The following is a 305-nucleotide window of genomic DNA, read 5'->3' on the forward strand; positions in this document are numbered from 1 at the left end:
TGGCGATCTCCATCGCACTTTTGATCCTCACTATTGCGGGAGTCGTGTGGGTGGCAGCGAAGATCTACAGAGTGGGAATTTTAATGTACGGGAAGAAGCCATCCTATAAGGAATTATACAAATGGCTTAAATATTAAGAAATTTTTGAGAAGGTTCGGCAAAGAGTATCCTTTACTTTACTTAATAAAACCGAAAAAAATGAGAATTATCCCCTATTTCCTCTTTTTCGTCCTTCTGGTTGTGTCGGCCGAAAACCTTCATGCGCAGTCCGCCGATTTGGCGAGAATAGAGTACACTTATTTTCC

General features: G+C 41.3%; 1 pseudogene. It reads left to right on the forward strand.

Annotated features, from left to right (window positions below):
• A pseudogene (locus tag HC175_RS24545) lies at nucleotides 1–137 on the forward strand (ABC transporter permease); the annotation flags it as partial.
• Nucleotides 138–305 lie beyond the last annotated feature (168 nt).

This window comes from Salinimicrobium oceani (assembly GCF_012037645.1).